This window comes from Nocardioides sp. NPDC127514 (assembly GCF_040302125.1).
GTDB lineage: Bacteria > Actinomycetota > Actinomycetes > Propionibacteriales > Nocardioidaceae > Nocardioides.
On the sequence record NZ_JBEORF010000012.1, the window covers coordinates 136,106 to 158,035 of the forward strand.

General features: G+C 70.9%; 17 protein-coding genes and 1 pseudogene. 9 read left to right on the top strand and 9 right to left on the bottom strand.

Annotation, left to right across the window (positions count from 1 at the left end):
- Positions 1-4: 4 nt before the first annotated feature.
- The 5 genes from pgsA to ABTX24_RS11840 all read left to right on the top strand — a co-directional run bounded on the left by pgsA (position 5) and on the right by ABTX24_RS11840 (position 4,029).
- Positions 5-646, top strand: coding sequence for a CDP-diacylglycerol--glycerol-3-phosphate 3-phosphatidyltransferase (gene pgsA, locus ABTX24_RS11820; RefSeq protein ID WP_350718267.1), 642 nt, complete (start codon positions 5-7; stop codon positions 644-646).
- Positions 647-800: 154 nt separating this feature from the next.
- The gene (locus ABTX24_RS11825; RefSeq protein WP_350839763.1) at positions 801-2,774 is read left to right on the top strand and encodes an ExeM/NucH family extracellular endonuclease; all 1,974 of its coding nucleotides are present in this window, start codon (positions 801-803) and stop codon (positions 2,772-2,774) included.
- Positions 2,775-2,839: 65 nt separating this feature from the next.
- Positions 2,840-3,325 carry a CinA family protein gene (locus tag ABTX24_RS11830; RefSeq protein WP_160022455.1) on the top strand — a complete coding sequence of 162 codons (486 nt, stop codon included), beginning with the start codon at positions 2,840-2,842 and terminating at the stop codon, positions 3,323-3,325.
- A gap of 60 nt (positions 3,326-3,385) precedes the next feature.
- A complete protein-coding gene (locus ABTX24_RS11835) occupies positions 3,386-3,673 on the top strand; it encodes a helix-turn-helix domain-containing protein (protein ID WP_160022457.1) in 288 nt (95 codons plus the stop codon).
- 113 nt (positions 3,674-3,786) lie between these two features.
- Entirely contained in the window at positions 3,787-4,029 is a 243-nt protein-coding gene (locus ABTX24_RS11840; protein WP_160022459.1) for a hypothetical protein, read from the top strand.
- On the opposite strand, the gene ABTX24_RS11845 is transcribed toward ABTX24_RS11840, so the two are convergent.
- Positions 4,026-4,778, bottom strand: a complete 753-nt coding sequence (locus tag ABTX24_RS11845) for a DNA-formamidopyrimidine glycosylase family protein (protein WP_350839765.1) — start codon at positions 4,776-4,778, stop codon at positions 4,026-4,028. The genes ABTX24_RS11840 and ABTX24_RS11845 overlap by 4 nt on opposite strands.
- Positions 4,779-4,782: 4 nt before the next feature.
- Entirely contained in the window at positions 4,783-9,444 is a 4,662-nt protein-coding gene (locus ABTX24_RS11850) for an Lhr family helicase (RefSeq protein ID WP_350839767.1), read from the bottom strand.
- 50 nt (positions 9,445-9,494) lie between these two features.
- On the opposite strand from ABTX24_RS11850, the gene ABTX24_RS11855 reads away from it, so the two are divergent.
- Both ABTX24_RS11855 and pdxR read left to right on the top strand, forming a co-directional pair.
- Positions 9,495-10,067, top strand: a complete 573-nt coding sequence (locus tag ABTX24_RS11855) for a hypothetical protein (protein WP_160022464.1) — start codon at positions 9,495-9,497, stop codon at positions 10,065-10,067.
- A gap of 39 nt (positions 10,068-10,106) precedes the next feature.
- Positions 10,107-11,498, top strand: coding sequence for a MocR-like pyridoxine biosynthesis transcription factor PdxR (gene pdxR / locus ABTX24_RS11860; protein ID WP_350839769.1), 1,392 nt, complete (start codon positions 10,107-10,109; stop codon positions 11,496-11,498).
- Here the strand turns inward: pdxR and ABTX24_RS11865 are convergent.
- The 6 genes and pseudogenes from ABTX24_RS11865 to ABTX24_RS11890 form a co-directional block, all read right to left on the bottom strand.
- A complete protein-coding gene (locus ABTX24_RS11865) occupies positions 11,421-12,731 on the bottom strand; it encodes an APC family permease (protein ID WP_350839771.1) in 1,311 nt (436 codons plus the stop codon). The two genes, pdxR and ABTX24_RS11865, sit on opposite strands and share 78 nt — an antisense overlap.
- Positions 12,732-12,815: 84 nt before the next feature.
- Positions 12,816-13,646 (bottom strand): SDR family oxidoreductase, encoded by an 831-nt coding sequence (locus ABTX24_RS11870; protein WP_160022470.1) that lies wholly within the window; start codon positions 13,644-13,646, stop codon positions 12,816-12,818.
- Positions 13,643-14,755, bottom strand: a complete 1,113-nt coding sequence (locus tag ABTX24_RS11875; protein ID WP_350839773.1) for a class I adenylate-forming enzyme family protein — start codon at positions 14,753-14,755, stop codon at positions 13,643-13,645. Before ABTX24_RS11875 ends, ABTX24_RS11870 begins: the two co-directional genes overlap by 4 nt.
- A gap of 92 nt (positions 14,756-14,847) precedes the next feature.
- Positions 14,848-15,189: pseudogene (locus ABTX24_RS11880) on the bottom strand (AMP-binding protein); the annotation flags it as partial.
- A complete protein-coding gene (locus ABTX24_RS11885; protein ID WP_350839775.1) occupies positions 15,186-16,775 on the bottom strand; it encodes a succinic semialdehyde dehydrogenase in 1,590 nt (529 codons plus the stop codon). The gene ABTX24_RS11885 and the pseudogene ABTX24_RS11880, both read right to left, overlap by 4 nt.
- 8 nt (positions 16,776-16,783) lie before the next feature.
- Positions 16,784-18,124, bottom strand: a complete 1,341-nt coding sequence (locus ABTX24_RS11890; RefSeq protein WP_160022476.1) for a cytochrome P450 — start codon at positions 18,122-18,124, stop codon at positions 16,784-16,786.
- A 123-nt stretch (positions 18,125-18,247) separates the two neighbouring features.
- Here ABTX24_RS11890 and ABTX24_RS11895 point away from each other — a divergent pair, with 123 nt between their 5' ends.
- Positions 18,248-19,411, top strand: a complete 1,164-nt coding sequence (locus ABTX24_RS11895) for an NAD(P)-binding domain-containing protein (protein WP_350839777.1) — start codon at positions 18,248-18,250, stop codon at positions 19,409-19,411.
- On the opposite strand, the gene ABTX24_RS11900 is transcribed toward ABTX24_RS11895, so the two are convergent.
- The gene (locus ABTX24_RS11900) at positions 19,321-19,740 is read right to left on the bottom strand and encodes a pyridoxamine 5'-phosphate oxidase family protein (protein ID WP_350839779.1); all 420 of its coding nucleotides are present in this window, start codon (positions 19,738-19,740) and stop codon (positions 19,321-19,323) included. The genes ABTX24_RS11895 and ABTX24_RS11900 overlap by 91 nt on opposite strands.
- Before the next feature lie 399 nt (positions 19,741-20,139).
- On the opposite strand from ABTX24_RS11900, the gene ABTX24_RS11905 reads away from it, so the two are divergent.
- A complete protein-coding gene (locus ABTX24_RS11905) occupies positions 20,140-21,414 on the top strand; it encodes an HNH endonuclease signature motif containing protein (protein WP_350839781.1) in 1,275 nt (424 codons plus the stop codon).
- Positions 21,415-21,930: the final 516 nt, after the last annotated feature.

The window sequence follows — 21,930 nt, forward strand, 5'->3', positions numbered from 1 at the left end:
CCGCGTGAACGACGAGAGCACTGCCCCCGAGGCATCGGTGCAGAAGACGAGCAACTGGAACGTACCCAACGCGCTGACCACGCTGCGGATCCTCGCCGTGCCGTTCTTCGCGTGGGCGCTGCTCGCCGACGGCGGCGACAACCCGACGCTGCGCTGGGTCTCCTTCGCGATCTTCGCGCTGGCGATGATCACCGACAAGATCGACGGTGACCTGGCCCGCAAGCACAACCTGATCACCGACTTCGGCAAGATCGCCGACCCGATCGCCGACAAGGCGGTCACCGGGATGGCCTTCATCGGCCTCTCGATCGTCGGCGACATCTGGTGGTGGGTGACCATCATCGTGCTGCTGCGCGAGTGGAGCGTCACCCTGCTGCGCCTCTCGGTGCTCAAGAAGATCGTGATCGCCGCCGACCAGCTCGGCAAGATCAAGACCACGGTGCAGGCGGTCGCCCTCGGCGGCCTGCTGATGCCGCTGCCGCACGGTTCGGCCCACGGCGGTGCCTTCGGTGACGCCCTGGTCTGGGAGCTGCTCTTCTACGCCTTCCAGATCTGCCTCGCGGTGGCGGTCGCGCTGACGATGTGGTCGGGCGCGCAGTTCTTCCACGGCGTGTGGAAGCAGCGCGCCGCGCTCCGCTCCTCGTAGATCTCCAATTTCGGGTAGTTGTAACTCCGTTACCGGACGTTCACCCAAGATCCCCGCCGCGAGGGCGTACGCCGCGTTATGGTCGCGTGGTTTCGGTCGGTGCTGAATCGGGCAGACCGCCCATCGCTTTCTACTTCCACGCGGGGAGTCATCCATGTTCTCAGCACGTCAGGTGCTCGGTTCGATGGTCGGCCTGACGGCCGCCGTCGCCGGCATCGGCGCGGTCGCCATCCCGACCGCGCGCGCCGCCACGACGGCCGAGGCCGTCACCATCGCCGACATCCAGGGCACCGGCACCGCCAGCCCGCTCGTCGGTGAGACCGTCACGACCAGTGGCATCGTCACCGCCGCCTACCCCTCGGGCGGCTTCTTCGGCTTCTACCTCCAGACGCCGGGCACGGGCGGGTCGCTCGACCTCGGGGCCCACGACGCCTCCGACGCGGTCTTCGTCTACCAGCCCCGCTCGGCAGGTGCCGTCACCGTCAAGCCGGGCGACGCGGTGACCGTGACCGGTGCGGTGGTCGAGTACGCCGGGCTGACCGAGATCTCGGTGCCCACGGCCGCCGACATCGTCACCGACGGCACCGGGTCGATCGACCCGGTCGTGTCGCAGTGGCCGGCGACCGCCACGCAGAAGGAGTCGCTGGAGGGGATGCTCTTCGCGCCCCAGGGCGACGTCACCGTGAGCAACACCTACGGTGTGGAGAACTTCGGCGAGCTCGGCCTGGCCCAGGGAGACCGCCCGCTGCTCCAGCCGACCGAGGTGGCCCGTCCCGGGTCGGCCGAGGCCGAGGCCGTCGAGGCCGACAACGCCGCTCGCGGGATCGTGCTCGACGACGGCTCCTCGACCACGCTGCGCCCGCCGACGAGCCGGACGATCCCGTACGTCTCCAACGCCGCGCCCGTCGTGGTCGGAGCCTCCGTCGACTTCCGCGGCCCGGTGATCCTCTCCGAGGGCGGCTCGCCCTCGGCGCCGACCTACCGCTTCCAGCCGACCCAGGTCGCCACCGCCGACCCGGCGTCGTGGCCGGCTGACTTCGGTGACGTACGCACCGAGGCCCCCGACGAGGGCAAGATCGGCCGCCGTGCCGACGTGAAGATCGCCTCGTTCAACGTGCTCAACTACTTCACCACGCTCGGCGACGCCAACGACGACAACGTCGGTGATGGTGGCTGCACGGCCTACAAGGACCGCGCCGGCGACGGCAACAACGTCAGCGGTGGTTGCGACCAGCGCGGCGCCTGGGACCCGGCCGACTTCGGTCGTCAGCAGTCGAAGATCGTCTCCGCGATCAACGCGCTCGACGCCGACGTCGTCGGCCTGATGGAGATCGAGAACTCCGCCCGGCTGGGCGAGACCCCGGACGAGGCGACCAGCTCGCTGGTCGCCGCGCTCAACGCGGCCGCCGGCCGCAAGGTCTGGACGGCCAACCCGTCCTCGGCCGAGCTGCCCGACGCGTCCGGCGCCGACGTGATCACCAACGCGATCATCTACAAGCGCTCGGCCGTACGCCGCATCGGTGAGGCCCGTGCGCTGGGCGACCAGAGCGGCGACGACCAGGCCTTCGGCAACGCCCGCGAGCCCATCGGCCAGATCTTCAAGCCCGCCGACGGTGGCGCGCCGTTCTTCTTCGTGGTCAACCACTTCAAGTCGAAGGGCTCGCCCGGCCCGTGGCCGGGGGACGGCGACACCGGCGACGGCCAGGGTGCCTCCAACGAGTCGCGGGTCCGCCAGGCCACCGCACTGGTCTCCTGGGTCTCCTCGATCCGTTCCCAGACCGGGGTCACCGACGTCGCGCTCGCCGGCGACTTCAACTCCTACACCCAGGAGGACCCGATGCAGGTCCTCTACCAGGCCGGCTACGCCGACTCCGAGACGCTCAGCGGCAACGACGAGTACAGCTACTCCTTCTCGGGTCTCGCCGGATCGCTCGACCACGTGCTGCTCAACAGGCACGCTCAGCGCCGCTTCGCCGGCTCGGACATCTGGTCGATCAACTCGGGTGAGTCCCTGCTGATGGAGTACAGCCGCTACAACTACACCGGTGTCGACCTGCACACCGACTCGCCGTACCGCTCCTCCGACCACGATCCCGTGATCGTCGGGCTGGAGCGCAACGCGGGCTGACGGCTCGCGAACCGCTCGAGGCGGCCCGGTCACCGAAATGGTGACCGGGCCGCTACCTTTTCCCCATGGCAGCAGTCGATGACCTCCATGCCGCTCTGCGGGAAGCCGGCGCCACCGTGGCGACCGCCGAGTCGCTGACCGCTGGCCGCCTGGCCGCGCTGCTCACCGATCCGCCGGGTGCGTCGAAGACGTTCCGCGGAGGTTTCGTGACGTACGCGACGGAGCTGAAGCACACCCTGCTGGGTGTTCCCATCTCGGTGATCGAGACCGTCGGGGTGGTCTCCGCGGAGTGCGCGGCGGCGATGGCCGCGGGGGCGCGGGAGCGGTCGGGGGCGACGTACGGACTCTCGACCACGGGTGTGGCCGGGCCCGAGGAGCAGGAGGGAAAGCCCGTCGGGACGGTCTATGTGGGCCTTTCCGGTCCGCACGGTGAAACAACGACGCTTCTCGGACTGTCGGGCTCGCGCATGGAGATCCAGCGTGATACGTGTTTGTTCGCTGTTGATGAACTACTCGGACTACTTCGGCGGGAACATCGAGGGGTCAGGTAGCGTTGGAGCAAGACGTCACCCAGATGTCGGTGACTTGTGAACTGTAGGAGGCTGACCGCAATGGTGCTCTTCCGTCGACTTCTCGGCGAGGTGCTTCGTGCCCAGCGGCTGGAGCGTGGGATGACCCTGCGCGAGGTCTCCGCGCAGGCGCGAGTCAGCCTCGGCTACATCTCCGAGGTCGAGCGTGGCCAGAAGGAAGCCTCCTCCGAGCTCCTCGCCTCGCTCTGCAGCGCCCTCGACGTCGCCCTCTCCGACGTCCTTCGCGACGTCTCCCACGCGGTCGCCGTCGAAGAGGCCACCATCCTCCGGATGCCGGTCCGCGCCGCGGCCGACGCCGCTGCTGCTTGATTCTCTCCCCAATCTGGGGGAGTTTTCCTCACCCGTGTCTCAACGGGGTCCGTTCCGTCTCCTTGCTGATGTGAGCCCACCACGGGCTCGCGCATTCATGGGGAGATGGTGCGATGACCATGGCAGTCGAGAACGAGCGTCCAGACCTGACGGTGCCGTCACCGTGTCTCGAGGGCGACGTGCATTCCCCCGACCTGCTCGAGGCCGAGCTCTTCGGGCTGGAGGAGACCCTGAACATCCTTCGCGACGAGTTCACCTCGGTCGCTCCCGGCGAGCGGACGCATGTCGCCCGCCACATGCGTGACACCCGCGTCCGGATCGCCCAGATCCGGTTGCGTCTGCTGCACGGCCGCTAGGGCTGGCAGCTCGGGCAGTAGTAGGCCGGGCGCTCCTTGCCCGGAGGGCCGACGCGGGCGACGGTCACGGTGCCGCCGCAGCGTCGGCATGCCCGGCGGCCATAGACCCACATCCGGCGAGAGCGTGACCAGTCGGCCTGCATCAGGTCGCGGGCGCGCTGGAGCATGCGGGGGAGCCGGTCGCCGGCATCCGCGACCGTGCGCAGCGGGCTGATCCCAGTGATGAAGCAGGTCTCGGCGGCGTAGATCGTGCCGATCCCGGCCAGGTTGGTCTGGTCGCGCAGCGCGTCGAAGAGTGGCCGGTCGGGTTCCCGGGCGAGGCGTTCGACGGCTGCGTCGGGGTCCCAGTCGTCGGCGAGGATGTCCGGGCCCAGGTGGCCGACCAGTCGCTCCTCCTGGTCGCGGGGGACGAGCTCGACGATGCCGAGGAGGAAGCCGACCGCCTCGGTCTTCTCGGTGCGGAGCGCCACGCGCGCCTGGAAGCCGGGCTTCGGCCATCGCCGGCCCGCCTCGAAGACCCGCCAGGAGCCCTCCATCTTCAGGTGGGTGTGCAGCGTCCATTCGCCGGTGCGGTGGTCGATCCGGGTCAGCAGGTGCTTGCCGCGGGTCAGCGTCCCGCGCACGGTGCCGCCGGACAGGTCCGCGGTGGCCAGCTGTGGCACCCGGAAGTCCGTACGCGTGAGCACCTGTCCCGCCAGTCCCTTGTCGAGCCTGCGGGCGGTCCGGAGCACCGCGTCACCCTCGGGCACGACCTCACCTGCTCGTCGAGGTCAGGCGCAGGCCGCGCGGGGTGGCGACGAAGCCGGCGTACTGGAGCGCCTGGCGCAGCGGGGTGTCTCCCGAACCGAGCAGCGGGGCGCCGTCCGCCTTCTCGACCGTGAGCCGTCCCAGTGCCCCTCGCCGGACGGCCTCGGCGAGCGCCTCGGCGCCGGGCTCGAGAAGGTTGGGGTCCTCCGACCAGGTCAGCAGGGTGCGGCCGCCGCGCTCGACGTACATCGCCAGCTCGCCGTCGACCAGCACCACGATCGCGCCCGCCTTGCGGCCGGGCCGATGGCCCTCCTCCGCGGCCGGCCACGGGAGGGCCGCTCCGTAGGGATTGGCGGGGTCGGTCGCGGCCAGCGCGAGGGCGACCGGCTTGTCGGCCGGCTCGACCCTGGAGAACGTACGCAGCCGGTCGACCGAGCCCGCGGTGCCGAACTGGGCCGCCCCCAGGCCCTCCACGAAGTAGCCACGGCGGGCCCGGCCGGAGTCCTCGAACGCGCTGAGAACCTTGTAGACGGCGGCGAACCCTCCCGGGGTGCGCTCGGACTGGACCGCCCCGCGGGTGACCACACCGTGGCGGTCCAGGAGCCGCTCGGCGGCCGCGTGGGCGCGCTTGGTCGGGTCGGGATCGGGCTCGGGCAGGATCGTCCAGCGCCCGGCTGTCTCCGGGAGACCGGCCCGGGCCGGCATCCGCGCACCGCCGGTGTAGCGCCCGCCGCGGGCGCGCGGTGGTGGCCGGCGGGAGCGGTGCGACGGCGTGCCGGAACGGGTCAGCGCCCGCAACGGCAGCAGGGTGTCGTTGCTGACCCGCCCGGACCAGACCAGCTCCCACAGCGCCGCGCTCAGATCCGCGTCGCTCGGAGTCTTCTCGTCGTCGGCCGCCATGGTCCGGGCGAGCTGGTGGAAGAACCAGGCGCCGCCGGGCGCCAGGGCTTCGAGGAGCCGTTCGGCGAGCGGCCCCGGTGGCATCTCAGCGGGCGACGGCAGCGTCAGCTCGGCGGTGTCGGCCGGGTGCAGCGAGACCCAGCCGTCGGTGCCGGGCAGGGTGCCGTGGCCGGCCCAGAGCACCTCGCCGCCGGAGGTCAGCTCGTCCAGGAACGCGGGCTCGTAGTCCACCACCCGGGCCGGCAGGATCAGGCTCTCCAGCGCGCTGGCCGGGACTGGGCAGCCGGCGAGCTGGTCGACCACGCTCAGCACCCCGTCGACGCCGCGCAGCGCGCCCTTGCGTACAGATGTCTTCTGCCACGCCGGCAGGAACCTGCCCAGCGCCGCCGGCTCGACGGGCTCGACCTCCTTGCGCAGCCGGGCCAGCGAGCGTCGCCGCAGCATCCGGAGCACGTCGGCGTCGCACCACTCCAGCCCGCTCCCGCCGGGCCGGAACTCCCCGTCGAGCACCCGCCCGCGCGCCGAGAGCCGCGCCAGGGCGTGCCGTACGACCGCCTCGCCCAGCCCCAGCCGCGAGGCCACGTCGGCGGTCGTGAACGGTCCGTGCGAGCGGGCATACCGCGAGACCAGGTCGCCGACCGGGTCCTCGACCGGTTCGGTGAACGCCGACGGTACGCCCGGAGGGACCGCCACCCCCAGCCCGTCCCGGAGCCTGGCCACATCCTCGACCACCGCCCACCGAGCCTCCCCGGCAACCCGTACCTCGACCACCCGTCGAGCCGTGGCGAGGTCCTCCAGCATCGCCGAGACGTCACCCCGGTCGGCCGAGGCGTCGCGGGCGTCGGTCGAAGCGTCACTTGCGTCGGCCGAGATGGCAGTCGGTGACGCCTCGGGCGACCTAGCTGACGTCTCGGCCGACGTAGCTGACGCCTCGGCGGGGGTGGTGCGGGCGGTGATCTCGTCGAGGGTGAGCGGGCCGATGGTGCGGATGAGGTCGGTGATGCCTTCGGCGCCGCGGGCGCGACGGCCGGGGGCGAAGCGCTGGAGCTCGGACTCGACCTCGGCCAGGACTTCTGGGTCGAGGAGCTCGCGGAGCTCGGCCCGGCCGAGCAGCTCGGCGAGGAGGCCCTGGTCGAGGGTGAGGGCGGCGGCGCGGCGCTCGGCCAGGGGTGAGTCGCCCTCGTAGAGGAACTGGGCGACGTAGCCGAAGAGGAGCGACTGGGCGTAGGGGGAGGGGGTCGGGGTGGCGACGTCGACGATCGAGATCTCGCGGCGCTCGATGCGACGGAGGAGGCCGACGAGGGAAGGCAGGTCGTAGACGTCGCGGAGGCACTCGCGTACGGCCTCGAGGATGATCGGGAAGCTCGGGTACTGCGAGGCGACCTCGAGCAGGGCGGCGGAGCGCTGGCGCTGCTGCCACAGCGGCGAGCGACGGCCGGGGTCACGACGAGGCAGGAGCAGGGCCCGCGCCGCGCACTCGCGGAAGCGGCTGGCGAACAGCGCCGAGCCGCCGACCTCGGTCGTGACCAGGTCCTCGATCTCGTCGGGCTCGAAGACGATGATCTCGCCGGTCGGTGCTTCGGCATCGGTGTCGGGGAGGCGGATCACGATGCCGTCGTCGCTGTCGATGGCCTGCCCGTCGACGCCGTAGCGCTCCCGGATCCGGGCGTTGATCGCCAGCGCCCACGGTGCATGGACCGGGCGGCCGTAGGGGGAGTGGACCACCAGTCGCCAGTCGCCCAGCTCGTCGCGGAAGCGCTCGACGACGATGTTGCTGTCGGAGGGAAGGACGTTGGTGGCCTCGGCCTGTTCGTGCAGGTAGGTGACCAGGTTGGCGGCGGCGTAGGCGTCCAGGCCGTCCTCCTGCGCTCGCGCCTCGGCCTTCTTGGCAGGCAGCGCGGCGAGCTCGCGGGTATAGGCGCCGACGGCCTCGCCGAGCTCCGCGGGCCGGCCGAGCGAGTCGCCCTTCCAGAACGGCAGGCGTCCGGGGATGCCGGGAGCCGGGGTCACCAGCACCCGGTCGTGGGTGATGTCCTCGATCCGCCAGCTCGTCGCGCCGAGGGCGAAGACATCGCCGACCCGGGACTCGTAGACCATCTCCTCGTCGAGCTCGCCGACCCGCCTGCCCACCCCCTCACCAACCAGATAGACGCCGAAGAGCCCGCGGTCGGGGATGGTGCCTCCGCTGGTGACGGCCAGCCGCTGCGCTCCGGGACGCCCGGTCACGGTCCCGGCGACCCGGTCCCACACGATCCGGGGACGCAGCTCGGCGAACTCCTCGCTCGGATAGCGCCCGGCGAGCAGGTCGAGGGTGGCGTCGTAGGCGGAGCGGGGGAGGGTTGCGTACGAAGCCGTCCTTCTGACCAGCGTGAACAGCTCGTCGACGTCCCAGGTATCCAGTGCGGTGGCGGCGACGATCTGCTGGGCGAGTACGTCGAGGGGGTTGGCCGGGAGGCTCATCGACTCGATCAGGCCCTGCCGCATCCGCTGCACGCTGACCGCGGTCTGGGCGAGGTCGCCGCGGTGCTTCGGGAAGAGCACGCCGCGGGAGATCTCGCCGACCTGGTGGCCGGCTCGCCCGACGCGCTGGAGAGCGGAGGCGACGCTGGGCGGCGACTCGATCTGGACGACGAGGTTGACCGCACCCATGTCGATGCCGAGCTCCAGGCTGGAGGTCGCGACCACGGCGGGCAGCCGACCGGACTTGAGATCGTCCTCGATCAGCGCACGCTGCTCCTTGGACACGCTTCCGTGGTGGGCCTTGGCGATCACCTGGGCCGCGCCGTGGGACTGCCCCGACTGGGCCATCACCTGCGCGGGCGGCGGACCGGTCTCGAAGACCCGGTCTGAGGCGATCTCGTTGAGCCGCGCGGTCAGCCGCTCCGCGATCCGGCGGGAGTTGGCGAAGACGATGGTGGAGCGGTGGGCGGTGACCAGGTCGGCGACGTGCTCCTCGACGTGCGGCCAGATCGAGGAGGCCCGCTGCGGGTCGTCGTCCTCCTCCTCGCCGTAGGCGCTCGGCGCGGTCATGTCCTCGACCGGGACGACCACGCTCAAGTCCCAGCGCTTCTCGGCCGGTGGCGCGACGATCTCGACGGGCTGGGCGCCACCGAGATAGCGAGCCACCTCCTCCAGGGGCCGGACGGTCGCGGAGAGCCCGATCCGCTGGGCAGGCTTGTCCAGGAGCGCGTCGAGGCGCTCCAGGGTCAGTGCCAGGTGAGAGCCGCGCTTGGTCGCCGCGACTGCGTGGACCTCGTCCACGATCACCGTCTCGACGCTGCGCAGCGTCTCGCGGGCCTGGCTGGTGAGCATCAGGAAGAGCGACTCGGGCGTGGTGATCAGGATGTCCGGGGGAGCGGTGGTCAGCTTGCGCCGGTCGGCCGCGGTCGTGTCGCCCGACCGCACGCCGACGCGCACCTCGGGCGCCTCCACGCCCAGCCGCTCGGCGGTCTGCCTGATCCCGACCAGCGGGCTGCGCAGGTTGCGCTCCACGTCGACGCCGAGCGCCTTGAGTGGGGAGATATAGAGCACCCGGCAGCGCTTCTTCTTCTCGGGCACCGGCTCGCTGAGCAGCTTGTCGATCGACCACAGGAACGCGCTCAGCGTCTTGCCCGACCCGGTGGGCGCCACCACCAGGGCGTTGCGCCCCGCCCCGATCGCCTCCCAGGCACCGGCCTGCGCCGCGGTCGGCGCCGCGAAGGCAGCGGCGAACCACGTACGTGTCGGGTCGCTGAAGCGAGCCAACGCCGAGTCCGTGCTGCCGCTCATGGGACAAACCTAGTCGCGACCACCGACACTCAGCCGCCACACTGATCCTCATGCACCTCGTCGTCCTCTTCGGCCCGCAGGCGGTCGGCAAGATGAGCGTCGGCCGGGAGATCGCGTCCCGGACGACCTACCGCCTCCTTCACAACCACGCCACGATCGAGCCGCTGCTGGAGGTCTTCGACTGGGGGACCGAGCCGTTCAACACGCTGAAGAGGGAGTTCCGCCGGCGGGTGATCGAGGAGGCGGTGGCGTACGACCTTCCGGGGTTGATCCTGACCTTCGCCTGGGCGCTGGACGTCCCCGCGGATACGGAGGAGGTCGAGTGGATGATCGCGCCCGCGGTCGAGGCGGGAGCGCGGATCGACTTCGTGGAGCTGTACGCCGACGTGACGGTCCGGCTCGCCCGTGAGGGCACGCCCGAGCGGCTGGCCGCGAAGCCGTCCAAACGCGACACCGAATGGGCACGCGGAGACGTCATCGGGTCGAACGAGCGCTGGGAGCTCTCGACGGGCCCTGAGGTGCCGTTCCCGCTCGACCTCCCGCACTTCGTCATCGACAACACCGATCTGTCGGCAGCCGAGGTGGCCGAGAAGATCATCGCGCGTCTGGGGCTGCCGAGCTGAAAGCCCCCGCCGCCGACAGGGATGTGGTCCAATCCCGCTGTGGACCTCGCGCTTGACCTGACCGACCGCGCCGTACGATCCGCGTCGCTCTACCAGGCGCTGCGCGACGCGCTCGGCGACGGCAGGCTGAAGGCGGGCGACCGGCTGCCCCCGAGCCGGGCGCTGGCCAAGGACCTCGGCATCTCCCGGAACACGGTCGCCACGGTCTTTGAGCGGCTGGTCGCGGAGGGGTTCCTGGAGTCGCGCGTGGGCGCGGGGACGTACGTCGCCGAGACCACGCGGCGGCGACGAGATCACGCCCCCGGGTCGCTGACCCCGCGCCCGGGCTGGCGCTGGGCGCCCCGGCCGACGAGCGCAGAGGCGGGGGTGCCGGCGTACGACCTGCGGGTGGGAATCCCCGAGGCCGAGCTCTTCCCGTTCGACACCTGGCGACGGATCCTCGCGGCGGAGTCGCGGCTACGCGGCCACAGCCCCGGCACCTATGCCTCGCCCGCCGGTCTGCCGCGGCTGCGCGAGGCGCTGGCGCACACGGTCGCGTACCACCGCGGGGTGCGGGCCGACCCGGGACAGATCGTGGTCACCAGCGGCACCCAGCAGGCGCTCGACCTCGTCGCCCGGGTGCTGCTGGAGCCCGGCGACGTCGTCGCCGTCGAGGATCCCGGATACCCGTCCGCGATCGACCTCTTCGCCTCCCACGGCGCCCGGGTCGTGCCGGTCCCGGTCGACGAGGAAGGTCTGGTCGTCGAGGAGATCCCGGAGCAGGCACGGCTCGTCTACACGACCCCGAGCCACCAGTTCCCGCTCGGCGTACGCCTCTCCCTCCCACGCCGCCGAGCCCTGCTCGACTTCGCGAACGCGCACGACGCGGGGATCGTGGAGGACGACTACGACAGCGAGTTCCGCTTCACGGAGCGGCCCCTGGAACCGCTGCACGCCATGGACGACCAGGGCCGGGTGATCTATGTCGGCACCTTCTCCAAGTCGCTGCTGCCGAGCCTGCGCACCGGCTACCTGGTCGCCCCGGGCTCGCTCGTCGACAGCCTCTTGGCCGCCAAGCAGCTCGGCGACGGCTTCGGTCCGGTCCAGCCCCAGGCCGCCCTGGCCCGCTTCCTGGAGGAGGGCCTCCTCGCCCGTCACGTGCGCAAGGCCTCCAAGACGTACGCCGAGCGCCGCTCGCTCCTCCTCGAGACCCTCTCCACGTGGCCGGTCGAGGTGCTCCCGTCGGCTGCCGGACTGCACCTGTCCGCCTACGCGGAGCTCCCCGCCGACCTGCCCGAGCGTGCCGCTGCCGAGGGGCTGGCTCTGGACACGATCGCCGCTCATCGCCAGCTGCCTGGACGCGACGGGCTCTTCCTAGGCTACGGAGCCGTCCGGACAGACAGCCTGCCCGACGGGCTCGAGCTGCTGGCCGAGCTCGCGGGCTGGGCGTGACCGCTCACGACGCGTGCGGACCAGCGACCACATGAGACCGGCACCGCCGCAGAGCACCGGACCGAGCAGGTGGGCGCCGGTGAGGCCGAGCAGCACCAGTGCCGCGACCATCGAGCAGGCCGCCGCCCACCAGGACCCGGTGCCACGAGGAAGCAGTCGCAGCGCAGCCGCCGCCCCCACCACGTACAGCAGCGAGAAGGTCCCAGAAGCCATCAGGAGCAGGGTGTCGGTCGAGGACCCGGCGACCCAGATGAACGCGAGGGAACCGAGCGCCACGGCACTGATGGCGAGCAGCGAGCGGCGCGGGATGCTGGACGCAGGGTCTGCCAGAGCCCGTGGCAGCGCACCCTCGCGCGCCAACGACGCTCCCAGGCGTGAGCCTCCGGCGAAGTAGGCGTTGATCGCCCCGACGGTCAGCAGCACGGCCACGACGGCTGTCACCGGTCGAGCCGGCTCTCCGAAGCCCAGGACGAGCAGGTCCGCCAGCGGCGCCGCACCGGAGGTGGAGCCGAGCGAGGCGACCGTCGCGAACGCGATCCCGAGGTAGAGCACCGTCACGACTCCGAGCGCCAGGAACGTCGCCCGGCGGATGTCACGCGCCGGGTCGCGATAGTCGGCCGAGAGCGAGGAGAGGATCTCCCACCCCGCGAACGCCCACACCAGCATCGCCGCCGCGGTGCCGACCGCACCCCACCCGTGCGGCGCGAACGGCGTCAGCCGCTCCAGCTCGGCATGCGGCAGCGCCACCACGACCGCCACCGCGAGCAGCACCGCGATGGCCCCGGCGATCCCCAGCTGTACGCCCCCGGACACCTTGATCCCGAACCAGTTCATCGCGGTGACCAGCACGATGATCGCCGCCGTCGCCGCCAGCGACGTACCCCGCCCGCCGCCGACGGCGTCGGCGACGTACGCCCCACCGAACCCCGCCGCGACCGGCGCCCCCACGCCGATCGTCAGGTAGAACGCCCAGCCGACCATCGTCGCGACGTGCTGGTTGAAGGCGAGCCGGGCGTACGTCGCCACCCCGCCGCCGTCAGGATGGCGAGCTCCCAGCGCGGCGAAGGTCGCCGCCAGCGGCACCGAGAGCACGATCAGCGCCAGCCAGGCCACGAGCGAGGCCGGTCCGGCCTCGCTCGCCGCCAGCGCGGGCAGGGAGATGACACCGGTGCCGAGCACCGCACCGAGGGTGAGAGCCGCGCCCTGGGGCACGGAGAGTCCGTCGTTCTTCACGAGCGTGACGCTAGTGAGACCAGAGCTCTCCGCGCCCGGCCAATCAGGCCCTCATCTCCTGGGCCAATCCTGGTCCGATCCCGACTAACGTACGTTGCGCCGCACCCGCTCCTCATACGCCGCCCGAGCCGCCGGGTCGACGCCTGCGAGCAGCTGCGAGGCGTTGGTCGTCCGGTCGACGAAGTCCTGGAACCGGCGCGGCATCGCCTGGGTGATCTTGGTCAGGGCCTGGGCCCAGTTGGGCACCCAGACCTCGGGCCGCGGCTCGCGGATGACGTCCTCGATCGCGGCCGCGACGTCCTCGGGAGTGACCGGCTTCATCCCCTTCGCCTGGGGCACGCCGTCGGAGAGCTCGGTCTGCACCACCGCCGGCAGGATGAGCGAGACGTCGACCCCGGAGGGTGCCAGCTCCATCCGTAGCGCCTCCGAGAAGCCGACCACGGCGAACTTCGAGGCCGAGTAGGTCGCCGCGTCCGGCACCGGCACCCGGCCGACCGCCGAGGAGACGTTGACGATGTGGCCCTGGCCGCGCTCGACCATGGCCGGCGCGACCGCCTTGATCCCGTTGATCGGGCCGTGCACGTTGACCTCGAAGATCGCCCGGGTGAGCGCGTCCTCCTCCTTCAGGACCGACCCGAGCGGCATGATCCCGGCGTTGTTGACCAGCACGTCCCATGGCCCCAGGTCCTCGACCGACTCGAGGAACGTACGCCAGGAGGCGGGGTCGGTGACGTCGAGATGTGCGGCCATCACCCGCGACCCGAACTCGGCGGTCACATCGTCGAGCAGGTCCGGGTCCAGGTCGCCGACGGCGACCGACGCCCCGGCGCGGGCCAGCCGCTCGACCGTGGCGCGGCCGATGCCACGGGCGCCTCCGGTGACGATGACGGCGGTTCCCTCGATCTGGCGTGTCATGACTCTCCTTCGGTGGTGCGGACCAGGCTGCGTACGGCTTTTCTGTCGGTCTTGCCCACGCTGGTGACGGGGACGGCGTCGAGGATGAGCACCTCGCGGGGGTACTTGTGCGGCGCGAGCCGCGTCTTGACGAAGGCGATCAGCTCCTCGGGAGTGGCGCGTGCGCCGGGATGGAGGGCTACGGCCGCGACCACCTCCTCGCCCTTGTGAGCGTCCGGGCGCCCGACCACCGCGGCGGCGGTGACCGCCTCGTGGGCGAGGAGCGCGTCTTCGACGTCGCGGGGGAAGACGTTGAACCCGCCCCGGATGATCAGGTCCTTGATCCGGTCGTCGACGTAGAGGTAGCCGTCGGCGTCGAAGTGGCCGATGTCGCCGGTGTGCAGCCAGCCGTCGACGACGGTCGCGGCGGTCTGTGCCGGGTCGTTCCAGTAGCCCTGCATCACCCCCGGGCCACGCACCCAGATCTCGCCCTCCTCGCCGGTCGGGACCGGCGAGCCGTCGGGTCCGGCGATGATCACCTCGGCGTGGGAGAGCGGCTTGCCGACGCTGCCGGGCCGCGACTCCTCGATGGTCGAGGCGGCGATGACCGCGCTCGACTCGGTGCAGCCGTAGCCTTCCAGGATGGTCACGCCGAAGGCCTCCTCGGCCTTCTCCCGCAGCGCCGGCAGCAGCGGCGCGCCACCGCTGCCGAAGGAGCGCAGCGAGCTCAGGTCGTAGTCCTGGTAGGGCTGGTCGAGCAGCATCTGCAGCATCGACGGGACCACAGTGCTCGACTCGACCCGGTGCTCCTGGGCGAGCTCGAGCCATCCCTTGGCGTCGAACCAGCGCTGCAGCACCGAGCTCTGCGGGCGCGAGGAGTGCATCCCGCTGATGACCACGATCAGGCCGTACGCGTGGGAGAGCGGCAGCGGCAGCAGCCATCGTGTCGTGCCCTGGCTCTCTCCGACCCGGTGGAGGGCGTGCCCGGACTCCCACAGCCCGCGGTGGCTGAGCATGACGCCCTTGGCCCGCCCGGTGGTGCCGCCGGTGTAGAGCAGCGCCGCGAGGTCGTCGTCGTCGCGCGGGGCGATGTCGATCGGGTCGGCGCTCTCCAGGCTCTCGTACGCCACCACGCCCGCCCCTCCTCGACGGGTCCGGCCACGATGACGGTGAGCTCGAGACCCTCCGCCGCCGCCTGGATCAGCGGCAGGAGCTCGGGCGTCACGATGGCCGCCCTGGCTCCGGAGTCCTCCAGGATGTGCCGCAGCTCGGGCGGGGTCTGCAGGAAGATCACCGGCGTCACCACCGCGCCGAGGCGCCACAGGGCGCGATAGCTGACGAAGACCTCCGGGGTGTTCATGGTGAGCACCACGACCCGGTCGCCGGGCTCGATCCCGAGCTCGCGCAGACCGCCGGCGACCCGCGCGGACCGCTCGGCGATCTCCTTGGACGAGTGCCAGGTGCCTTCGAAGAAGACCATCGGGTGGTCGCCGTGGCGGGCATAGGACTCCTCGGCCAGCACCGCCAGGTTGTGCTCACCCGGCTTGCTCGCGGCCCCGCTCATCGGGCGCCCAGCTTCCGCAACGCCTTGAGCTGCCCGTTGCCGAGTGCGACGAACTTCTCGACCGTCTGGCCTTTGAAGGGCCCGATCGGGCCCATCCGGGAGGCCGCGACGGTCTGGGCGTCGGTGAACTTCCGGATCCCGTCCGCGCCGTGGCGGCGCCCGAGTCCGCTCGACCCCATGCCACCCATCCCGGCCTCGATGCTCCCGGCCGCCAGGGCGGCGCCGTCGTTGATGTTCACCGCGCCCGCGCGGATGCGCCGAGCGATCATGTCGGCCTCGCGTACGTTCTTGCTGAACACGCTCGCCGAGAGCCCGGCCTCGCCCTGGTTGGCGATCCGGACCGCCTCCTCGTCGCTGTCGGCGCGATAGAGCGCGAGGACCGGGCCGAAGGTCTCACCGAGACACAGATCCATCTCGGAGGTCACGCCCTCCAGGACCGTCGGGGCGAAGGCGTACGGACCGACCTCGGCGAGCGGTTCGCCGCCCGCGAGCACGGTCGCGCCCTTCGAGACCGCGTCGGCGACGTGGGCGGTGACCTTGTCGAGCTGCGCCTGCGAGGCCAGCGACCCGACGTCGGCCGAGTAGTCGAAGGTCTGGCCGACGACCTGGTTCTCCGTCTCGGCGACCAGCGCCTGACGGAAGGCGTCGTAGACGTCCTCGTGCACCACGACGCGTTCGATGTGGACGCACATCTGGCCGGTGTTGGCGAACGCCGCCATCACCGTGCCGCGAGCGGCCTGGGCGAGGTCGGCGTCGCGGCGGACGATGAGCGGGTTCTTCCCGCCGAGCTCGAGCGAGGCGCCGATCAGCCGGCCCGCTGCCTGCTGGGCCACGATCTGCCCGGTCGCCGTCGAACCGGTGAACGCGATGTAGTCGACGTTGTCGATGACCGCCTCACCGGTGGCCGCGCCCGGCCCGGTGACGACCTGCCAGACGTGCTCGGGGAGCCCGGCCTCGGCCATCAGCGCCCTCGCCCACAGCAGCGTCAGCGGCGCCTGCGGGTCGGCCTTGCTGATCACGGCCGCGCCCGCGAGCAGGGCTGGGATGGCGTCGCCGACCCCGAGATAGAGCGGATAGTTCCACGGCGAGATGATCCCGACCACCTTCTTCGGCACCCGCACCTCCTTCACGGAGGTGATGCCTGGGATGGCCCCGCGCACCCGTTTGTCGGCCAGGTACGCCGGGCCGTGCCGGGCGTAGTGGCGAGCGATCGTGCCGACCTGGAGGATCTCCTGCCAGGCGTGGAAGCGGGCCTTGCCCATCTCCCACTGGATCAGGTCGAGCACCTCATCCTGACGCTCGACCAGCAGGTCGTGGAAGCGGAGCATGACCTCGGCGCGGTCCGAGAAGTCCAGCGTGGCCCAGTCGGGCTGGGCCGCCCGCGCCGCCGTCGCGGCCTCGGCGACGTCCGCGGCCGTCACCGACGGCACCGGGGCGGTCGGCTGGGCGTCGTAGGGTGCGACCGCTGTCAGCGTGCCGTCGCCCCCGGAGACCGGAGCCGAGACCCAGCGCGTCCAGGAGGCGAGCCGGGCCTCGTCGATCCAGCCGGGACGTACGCTCGCGGCCTCCGTTGTCTTCGTGGTCATCGATCTCCTCAGATCCTGGTCAGATGGATGGGGTTGCCGTCCTTCGGGAACGGCAGCGAGCTGTTGTCGAGGGGCGCGCGGTAGCCGGGGGAGACGCTCCACCGGTAGCTGCGCAGGAGCCGGTGCAGGATCGACTTGACCTCGAGGCCGGCGAAGTAGAGGCCGATGCACTTGTGCACGCCGCCGCCGAACGGCTCCCACGCCATCCGGTGGCTCTTGTCCTCGCGCCGGTGCGGCGCGAAGCGCTCGGGGTCGAAGACGCTCGGGTTGGTCCAGTAGTCCTCCATCATGTGGCTGAACTGGACCCCGACCATCACCCCCATGTCGGCCGGGATACGGACTCCGAGGAGGCTGGTCTCCTCGACCGTACGCCGGATCAGCGCCGGCACCGGGGCGCGCAGCCGCAGCGCCTCCCGCATCACCAGGTCCAGGCTGGTGAGGTTCTCGATCTCCTGCATCGTCGGCGCCTCGCCGAGCGCGAGGGCCTCCTCACGGCAGCGCTGCTGCCACTGCGGATGCTGGCCGAGGTACTGGAGGATCGTCGAGGAGGTGATGGTCGAGGTGTCGTGCGCGGCCATCATCAGGAAGATCATGTGGTTGACGACGTCCTCGTCGCTGAACCGCTCGCCGTCGTCGGTCTCGATGTGGCACAGCACCGAGAAGATGTCGTCGGTCGCGGTGGCCCGTTTGGCGGGCAGGTAGTGGCGCAGGAAGCCCTCCAACACCTTCCGGCCGCGGAACGCGCGGCCCCAGCGAGTCAACGGCACATCGCCGCGTACGACACCGGCGGCCGCCTGCACGCAGGCGATGAACGCCTTGTTGACCCGGTCCATCTCGGCCCGGCTGGTCTCGGCCGCACCGCCCATGAAGATGTCGGCGGCGATGTCGAGGGTGAGCTGCTTGAGCCGCGGATAGGCCTGGAACGCCGGAGCGTTGGCCCAGCCGCGCATGCCGTGCGCGATCGCCGGGTGCATCGCGGTGGTGTAGGTGGCGAGCCGGTCCCGGGTGAAAGCCTCCTGCATGATGCGGCGATGGGCGTGGTGCTCCTCGAAGTCGAGCAGCATCAGGCCGCGGTCGAAGAAGGGGCCGACGATCTGCCCCCAGGCCGGCCCGTTGGCGAAGGCCTTGTCCTTGTTGCGCAGCACCGCCTCGCACGCGTCCGGTCCGAGCGCGACCACCCCGGCCTCGCCGGCCCGGAAGAACGGCGAGACCGGACCGTACGTCTCCCACTGGTGCCGGTAGAAGCCGACCGGGTCGCGGGAGTAGTCCAGCAGCCGGCCGATCCAGGGGAGCCCCCGGTCGCCGGGCACGAGTCGTGGGATCTCGCGGAGTGCCTCGGTCGCTGTCATGGTGCCTGATCCATCGTGTCCGACCTCCCGGTCCCGAGTGACTCTGCTGAGGTTAGTCAAGTAGAACGTGTTCCCGCAGCATTCTGCGGGTATGGAATTCGGCGGAGCGTTGTTGAGATGTGCGTGGAGAGCTACGAATCAGTGGTGATCGGTGCCGGTCAAGCCGGTCTGTCGGCGTCCTACCACCTCAGCCGGCTGGGCGTACGCCACGTCGTGCTCGACGCCGAGCGTCGCCCGGGCGGCGCCTGGCAGCACCGCTGGGACTCGCTCACCATGCACGACGTCCACGGGGTCGCGGATCTGCCGGACGGGCGGGCGCCGGGTGAGTCGGGGGAGCGGGCCAACGTCGCCGTGCCGGGATGGTTCGGGACGTATGAGTCCATGCACGACCTGCCCGTTGAGCGGCCGGTGAAGGTCACCTCGGTGACCTCGGTCGGCGACCTGCTCGCGGTGCACTCGGCCGACGGACGGACCTGGTTCACCCGGACGCTGGTCAACGCGACCGGGACCTGGACGCGACCGTTCGTCCCGCACTACCCGGGGGCATCGACCTTTCTCGGGGAGCAGGTGCACACCCACGACTATCCGGGTTCTGCTCATTTCCGGGGCAAGCGGGTCGCGGTGGTCGGTGGCGGAGCCTCGGCGGTGCAGTTCCTCGGCGAGCTCGCGCCGGTGACCTCGGTGCTCTGGATCACGCGGCGGGAGCCGGTCTGGCGCTCCGACTTCGATGCCGAGCGCGGGCGCGAGGCGGTCACGCTCGTGGCCGAGCGGGTCGAGGCCGGGCTGCCGCCGGCCAGCGTCGTCAGCGTCACCGGTCTCTCGCTGCGGCCGCAGGAGCAGGAGGCCGCGCGGCTCGGGGTCTACGAGCGCCGGCTGCCGATGTTCAGTCGCATCGAGCCGGACGGGCCGCGATGGGACTCGGGGGCGTTCGAGCCGGTCGACGCGATCCTGTGGGCCACCGGCTTCCGCCCCGCCGTCACCCACCTCGCTCCCCTTCATCTGCGCAGCTCTCACGGCGGGATCCCGCTGCTGCGCGACTCCGCCGACGTCCAGACCGCCGTCACCGCTGCGTACGACCCGCGTGTCCAGCTCGTCGGCTACGGTCCCTCCGCGAGCACGATCGGGGCCAGTCGCGCCGGCCGGGCCGCGGCGCTTGCGGTCCGGCGCCAGCTGGCCGAGCCTCAGGCGGCTGAGCCTCAGAAGGCGCCGAGATCGGCGGAGAGCCAGTTCTCCGGCGACAGCCGGACGGTCACCTCGGGCGGGAAGTTCGCCGCCTCCGCCAGGTAGGCGTCGGCTGCATCCGGAGGCAGATACCGTCGCGCCATCGCCTCCGACTCGCCCTCGGCGGCGTCGGCGATCCGCACCGGCCCCTCGACCGACACGTACCGCACCGTCGGATCCAGCCGCTCCACCATCAGGGTGCACCGTCCCGCGGCTGCGAGCAGCCGGGCCTTGAGCGAGTCCTTCCCGGTCACGAACCACACCTCGCCGCCGGGGGTGTAGTCGTACCAGATCGGGACTGTCAGGGGCGCCCTTCCGTCATCTCTGCTCACAGAGAGTGCGGCGATCAGGGGCTGGGTCAGGAGTTCTTGGCGGTCTTCGAGTGGGATACCCATGCTCTTTACCGTACGTCGTGGGCCAGGGGTGTTTTCGGGGTTGGGGTGGGCCGCCGACCCGTTCTTTGAGGGTGTTCTCGACGGACCCCGGAGTCAAGGACGGCCTTCGGCCGCCGGCTGCGCCGGCCGCTTCGCGGTCCTTGACACCGGGGCCCGTCGAGAAAATATTTGGCTGGCTATCGGGGCGGCGGCCCGGGTGTGGCGCAGCGGAATCTTGCTTGGGACGGGTGAGGTTGATGGGGTGGAAGGGTGGCCCTTCGGGCCACTTACCATCCACAGGAACGAGGTCGTTCGCTCACCGCGAAAATGGCGTCTGATCAGGGAAGATAGATAGTCAGCCAGGCGTTGAAAGCGTAGAATCAGACCCATCACAACACCTCTTTGAAGGGAGGGATGGCGATGAGTCTTGAACGCGACACCAACCACTGGGGCACCAACCCCGGTGACGCGATCGACGCAGACCTGAGCGCCATCGAATCCTCCCTCGATCGACTGCTGACCCGGGATCCGGCCTATTGGCGCACCGGGCAGAAGAAGGACTCCCTGGAGCGGCTGGAGAAGCTCCAGGCCAAGCTGGCCGCGGTCAAACTCCGGGTGCTCGCATCTGCCGGCGATATCGCTGAGGAGACCGGCGCGAAGGACGCCTCCGCGTGGATGCGGACCGAGCTCTTGGTCGACAAGGGCGCGGCGCGCTCCCAGATCAAACTCGCGACCAGTGTCGCGAAGTACGACCTCGTCGCCACCGGCCTCGCCGAAGGTGTGGTGTCCCAGGACAAGGCACGGGTGATCACCCAAGCGCTCGACAAGATCGAGGCCAACCCGGTCGCGAGCGGCGAGGACCTGGTGTTGGCCGAGAAGCTGCTGGTCGATTACGCCGGTCGGTTGACCGCGAACGAGCTCCGGATCGTCGGACGACGGATCCTGGCCGAGATCGACCCGGCCCGGTTCGAAGACGCCGAAGCCAAAGCACTCCTCGCCGAGGAAGAGCGTGCTCAGCAGAGGACCGCGTTGCGGGTGTGGGACAACCACGACGGCACCGTCGGGTTCGACGGCGTGCTGCCGACCTTGATCGGGATGCGGTTCAAGCGGTTGGTCGAGGCCTGGGCCCAGCCCCGCAAGCAACAGTTGGTCGCCAAGGGTGCCCCGCTGCCGCCGTGGGAGCGACTCATGGGCCAGGGCTTCTCGCGGCTGCTCGAGACCATCGACCCCGCCGCCCTGCCCCGCCACGGCGGCGACGCGACGACCATCAACGTGGTGATCAGCCTGGAGGAGCTCCGCAAGGACCTCGGCATCGCCACCCTGGGTTACGACGAGACCAACGGGGTCACGATCTCCGCAGCGGAGGCGAGGCGGATGGCGTGCAACGCCACCATCATCCCCTGGGTGTTGGGTGGTGACAGTGAGGTCCTCGACGCCGGTAGGGGCAGCAGGTTCTTCCAGCCGATCCAGCGCAAGGCGTTGCGGTTGCAGCAGAAGTGCTGCCAAGCCGAGGGCTGCGACATGCCACCGGAATGGTGCGATGCCCACCACCTCGACCCCTGGGCCGCCGGCGGCAAGACCGATCTGAAAGATGGGGCGTTGTTGTGTCCGCATCATCATCGCCTGGCGCACAACGCGGCCTACGTTCATGAGCGACTACCCGATGGGACCGTCAGGTTCACCCGCCGCCCCTAGCCGGCCGGGCAAGGACTTACACCACCGGGCCTGCCCCTCGGCCCGACGACTCCAACATCAACCCGTCGTCAGCTCTCGCTGAAGCGCCCGACCCGGTGCCCGCATGAGCGTTCCGGTCAGCTTCCTGGACCCCACGCTCGCCGACTCCCCACTCGCGGGGACGCTTCCCCACCGCAGCGACGGTTCCCCACGCTCCGGTGCATGGGGAACCTCCACGCCCGTGGGGAGCTCTCCCGATCGGTGGGGAACTCGCGACTCGACCGGCACTAAATCCGCCCCGGCCAAGAGCGACGGCGATCTTGTGAACGGTTCACAAGGTCGCGCCCACTGCCGTAGGCACCCGCGAAGCACGATCCGCTGGCGCACGACCAGCCCACGGCCCCAAGCCCGTGCCCAAACTGAATCTGCTGCGCCAGACCCTGCCGCCGACCCGATAGCCAGCCAAAATTCTCGACGGAGCCCGGTGTCAAGGATCGCCGAAGGCGACCGGCGAAGCCGGCGGCCGAAGGCCGTCCT